The sequence below is a fragment of the Psychrobacter faecalis genome (assembly GCF_016107575.1).
Lineage (GTDB): Bacteria > Pseudomonadota > Gammaproteobacteria > Pseudomonadales > Moraxellaceae > Psychrobacter > Psychrobacter faecalis.
The window spans coordinates 1-4366 of record NZ_JABAST010000071.1; the positions used below are offsets into that span (position 1 = coordinate 1).

Consider the following 4366-nt stretch of genomic DNA (forward strand, 5'->3'; position numbering starts at 1 on the left):
GTATCAGTAAGCATTTAATCTAAATGGCAGTTACACAGAATTCGGGATGGGCTCAGTTACACAGAATTCGGGAAACTCTCGCTCTCGATCATAAACCGCTTTAAGTCCTCTCTAGTTAACCCCTGATTTAGTAAAGCATTTATCATTATGTGTTTATTATGTTTAGTTAGCCTTTTGTCAGATTTCGCCAAAGAGCTTTCAATCTGCTGCCTAGCAGTTCGAAAATCTACTACCTCACCTTTATCTCTTAGCAGGTCTAAAAAGTCTGCCCAAACTTGCATAATTTTACGGCGCTCTTCTAAATGCTGCGCGTGGTTATAAACCGCGCGAATGCTACTTTTTTTATCATGCGCCATCTGCTTTTCGATCGCATCGCCCATGTACCCAAGCTCGTTTAGATTGGTTGAGGCGATATGGCGAAAGCCATGACCTGTCTGTTTACCTGCGTAGCCTAAGATATCAAGCGCGTTATTAATAAACTCCTCACTATAGGGCTGATGCATGCCTGTATGATAGAACACATATTCATATTGCCCCGTGATGGCTTTCATCTCCTCTAGGACTGCAAGCATTTGATCAGATAAGGGAACGACATGCTTACGCGCAATTTTAAGGTTATCAATATCAACACGCCATAAGCGATTGGCAAAATCGATATGACTCCACTTCATCATACGCAGCTCGATGGTACGACAGAATGAATAGGCTAAGAATTTCATACCTAATCGGGTTTGCTCGTGACCATGATAGCCTTCGATAGCTTGGAGTAGGGCAGGCAGCTCATTGATATCTACATGCTTCATGTGCTGACTTTTGGCTTTAGGATAGAGTGCTTTTAGATCATCGATTGGGTTTTGGTCGATGATGCGTTCGCGTTTGGCACGTCTTAAAACATTAGCAACCAGATCAATAGTGCGTCTAGTCACCTCACGTGGCGGCTCACCTTTTGTGTTCACACGCGTTTCGATCTCATCTGCCATCGATCGACAATCCTCAAAGTTTACATCTTTTAGTGCAATTCCTTCGAAATGAGGCAACACGTCTTTATGCATCCGGTTATAGTCTTGCTGATAGGTACGCGGCTTAACGTTGCGCTTGCGCTCAGCGAGCCAGCCTAAGGCGTAGTCATTAAATTTCTGCGCGTGGATGTTAGCAAGCTTGTCTTGTCGCTTTTTATTTTTTGGGTCGATACCATCAGCGAGCAGCGCTTTAATCTCAGTGTTGGCTTGTCTAGCCTCAGACAGCGACATGATGGGGTAAGTACCGAGTGTGAGGCGTGTCTGCTTACCATCGAAGCGATAGGCGCTTATCCATGTCTTTGTGCCAGTATTGCGTACTAATAGCTGTAAGCCTTGCTGGTCACTGTATTTGTCAGGACATGAAGGTGTGCATTTCTCACTGGGTTTAAGCTTGCGGATCTTACTATCATTTAACATGTTGGTCTATTCCCTATGGCTACAAGCTATATGAATCAAGAGATACAACAAAAACGTTGGTCTAAAGCTGAATCATGAAGCATAAATGTTGGTCTTTTTGAGGTCTAATGAAATCATAGACCAACAGATAGACCAACACAAGCCACGGGATAGGTGGGTCACATTGGGTCGAATTGGGAAAATAGCAGGCATAAAAAAAACGCTAGACGCGTTATTTATAAGGGGTTTGATTGGTATATGGGTAGAATTGGGGCGAGGTGGGAAAACTGGGGTTTTATAAGATTGGCGGTGAAGGAGGGATTCGAACCCTCGATACGCTATGAACGTATACACACTTTCCAGGCGTGCGGTTTCAGCCACTCACCCACTTCACCGTTTTTTGTAAGACCAAGATTTTTGGCTGCCTAAGTATAGCGGATAGCATTTAAAATGTCACGGCCTGCGCAGCATCTTTCTTTATTACTAACGGCCTGCTAGGATAACGCCTACCGAATGGCAGGCATAGATGGTTGGAAGTGGCATGATAAGTTTTTTTAAAGATAAAGCACAGTTTAACAATAACACCATAATGACCGTATTCACGGTCTTAATAGGAATATCGGCTGCACACGCGGAAGATTTAAGTCAATGTAGCCAGTCTTTTTATGGTGGCGTCTATCCTGAATTCACCAATCCTAAGCTCAGCAACAACACCCAAGCGCTATGTATGGACGGTTTTGCTGTCATGCACTCAGGCGTATCACGTACCCCGCTGTGGTCAGCAGAATATCTCGACCGTAAGCGCTTGCAGCAAGCCAAACAGATTGATCGTGAAGACAGCTTTCATGAAGAAAGCCGCCTGCCAAAATCCATGCGCGCCAAACTGTCCGATTACTCAGGCTCAGGTTATGATCGCGGGCATTTAGCGCCCAATGGTAATATGGCCAATCGCAGTCAGCAATACGATAGCTTTAGCCTTGCCAACATCGCGCCGCAATCGCCGCGCAATAATCGCTATATTTGGCGTAATATCGAGTCAGCCACGCGCTATTTGACCCAGCAATACGGTGAAGTTTATACCATTACTGGGGTGGCGTTTACGAATAAAAAGACCAAACAACTGGCGAATCGTGTACTGGTGCCCAGTCATTTTTTTAAAGCGGTCTATATTCCAGCCAGCAACCAAGCAGGCGTGTATTATGCGCCCAATGATGAATCAGAGCGTATAGAAGTGATTAGTCTGGATCAATTAACCGCCAAGATTGGCATCGACGTGTTGCCCGTATTAGATGCTCAAACCAAAGCGCGCGCGTTTGATCTGCCGTTAAAAGCAGGTGACAGCTCAGATTTACCCGAAGACTCACCAGAAGAGCCCACTTGGATGTTATTTGTGCTGGCTATTATCGATTGGCTCATGGCACAATTAAAAGCATAAGGCGTCTAAATATCACCATATTCTCACAGTGTTGCAAAATCACGTAAATTGCTGTTAAGGTAGAGGAAGCTCAAATGATTGAACCCTTTATGAATAATCATGAAAGTATGCAAATTGGCGATTTGGTTATTGAAAACCAAGAAGATAAAATTATCATTTATGGCGACATTAATCTAGTCTTTGACGAAGCTGGATATGAGCAGGCACAGCAACTACACGAGCTAACGAGCAAAATTATGCTGGCATTTGAAAACCGCAATCGATATAGTAGTTTTGAGAATAAGTCAAAACAAAAAGATGACCAATCGGGTAAAATTATAGACAATCCGTTTCTATAACTGTTTGATATGCTTTTGATTTTAGAGAAATAATAAACTATAAAAAAATTACTAGGCAAAATCTAAAAATTGCTTATAATGGGTCAAGACATCGCTTATGTCGATCGAGATTTCTCTGTCAAACCAATCATTAGTAGCATTTAATAGCATATTAATGAAGGTTACTTGCTTAAAATGAGCGTAGGATCGAAGGGTTTGCAATAAAAGAATGTTGATAAAAGGATAAGCGAAGACATTAGAAACGCAACGTTTCTAGTAATCATTAAATGAAGGGAGTCAATTTATGAAATTATTCACAAAAACCACTTTAGCAGTTGCTGGTATCAGTATGGCAAGCATGGCATTTGCCGCTGACCCATTACATAACACCACTTGGCAGACTTATGATGAAGGTAAGCCAAAAGGTTTAGTTAAAATTACTGAATCTAATGGTGTCCTAACTGGTACCTTGGTTGATACCAACTCAGCTAAAGGTAAGAAACATATTGGTACAACTATCATCAAAGGCCTAAAGGCTGACGGTGGTGGTAAATATAGTGGCGGTACAATCACCGACCCTGAAAAAGGTAAAGACTATCGTATGACCGCCAATCTAAGCGGCAGTACTTTAAAACTAAAAGGGTATATCGGTCCATTTTCACGTAGCCAAACGTGGAAAAAGAAATAAGCCAATATAATCTTACTCTATAAAGTTCAGTTGCTAGACTGGGCATTATAAAAAGATAAACGGTTAAAGACTATAGTGTTAAAGAATAAATAATCCCGCAAGACCGAAAGGTTTTGCGGGATTTTGGTGGTGTTCTAAAAAGTATGCCGGCATCAGACGTAATCATAATTGATGTAAAAGAACACCATATCAAACACTTTGAAGTGATTATCGAGCTTCTTAGAGAAACAACAGGTCTTTCGAACGGCTCGTCGCAATCGGTGTCTAAGGCGACAGTTATTACCTTCAATGCCTACCGTATGAGATTTGCCAACTCGTTTGTGGTCAAATTTAAAGGCGGTTATAAAACTGTCCCAGTTATCCATACTGATAGAGCCATAGCTGACTTTCAGCTGCTTGAGACGAGCTCTTAGCTTCTTAGCTGTTTTCAGGTCACGTTTGCCCCAAACATAAGCAACAATCTCATTAGTAACGCGATCATAAGCATAAATAAGCCAAACTTTACGCTTTT

5 protein-coding genes and 1 tRNA gene are annotated in these 4366 nt (G+C 42.1%); 3 read left to right on the forward strand and 3 right to left on the reverse strand.

The window, feature by feature from the left end; translation table 11 throughout:
* Nucleotides 1-56: 56 nt before the first annotated feature.
* Both JFC07_RS12880 and JFC07_RS12885 read right to left on the reverse strand, forming a co-directional pair.
* Nucleotides 57-1436 carry a tyrosine-type recombinase/integrase gene (locus tag JFC07_RS12880; RefSeq protein WP_198329212.1) on the reverse strand — a complete coding sequence of 460 codons (1380 nt, stop codon included), beginning with the start codon at nucleotides 1434-1436 and terminating at the stop codon, nucleotides 57-59.
* A 283-nt stretch (nucleotides 1437-1719) separates the two neighbouring features.
* Nucleotides 1720-1810, reverse strand: a tRNA-Ser gene (locus JFC07_RS12885).
* A 146-nt stretch (nucleotides 1811-1956) separates the two neighbouring features.
* Here JFC07_RS12885 and JFC07_RS12890 point away from each other — a divergent pair.
* The 3 genes from JFC07_RS12890 (at nucleotide 1957) to JFC07_RS12900 (ending at nucleotide 3855) form a co-directional block, all read left to right on the forward strand.
* A complete protein-coding gene (locus tag JFC07_RS12890; RefSeq protein ID WP_227514923.1) occupies nucleotides 1957-2850 on the forward strand; it encodes a DNA/RNA non-specific endonuclease in 894 nt (297 codons plus the stop codon).
* 74 nt (nucleotides 2851-2924) lie between these two features.
* Nucleotides 2925-3188 (forward strand): hypothetical protein, encoded by a 264-nt coding sequence (locus JFC07_RS12895; RefSeq protein ID WP_198329213.1) that lies wholly within the window; start codon nucleotides 2925-2927, stop codon nucleotides 3186-3188.
* 283 nt (nucleotides 3189-3471) lie between these two features.
* Nucleotides 3472-3855: a DUF2147 domain-containing protein gene (locus JFC07_RS12900; RefSeq protein WP_068404286.1), complete on the forward strand. Its 384-nt coding sequence runs from the start codon at nucleotides 3472-3474 to the stop codon at nucleotides 3853-3855.
* Nucleotides 3856-4007: 152 nt separating this feature from the next.
* On the opposite strand, the gene JFC07_RS12905 is transcribed toward JFC07_RS12900, so the two are convergent.
* Nucleotides 4008-4366 (reverse strand): IS1 family transposase (locus JFC07_RS12905; RefSeq protein WP_198329214.1); only part of this gene is annotated, 359 nt, incomplete at its 5' end.

Bases quoted from the DNA above. Each gene is read 5' to 3' on its own strand.
- JFC07_RS12880 (WP_198329212.1), bottom strand. From the start codon at position 1,436: ATGTTAAATGATAGTAAGATCCGCAAGCTTAAACCCAGTGAGAAATGC.
- JFC07_RS12890 (WP_227514923.1), top strand. From the start codon at position 1,957: ATGATAAGTTTTTTTAAAGATAAAGCACAGTTTAACAATAACACCATA.
- JFC07_RS12895 (WP_198329213.1), top strand. From the start codon at position 2,925: ATGATTGAACCCTTTATGAATAATCATGAAAGTATGCAAATTGGCGAT.
- JFC07_RS12900 (WP_068404286.1), top strand. From the start codon at position 3,472: ATGAAATTATTCACAAAAACCACTTTAGCAGTTGCTGGTATCAGTATG.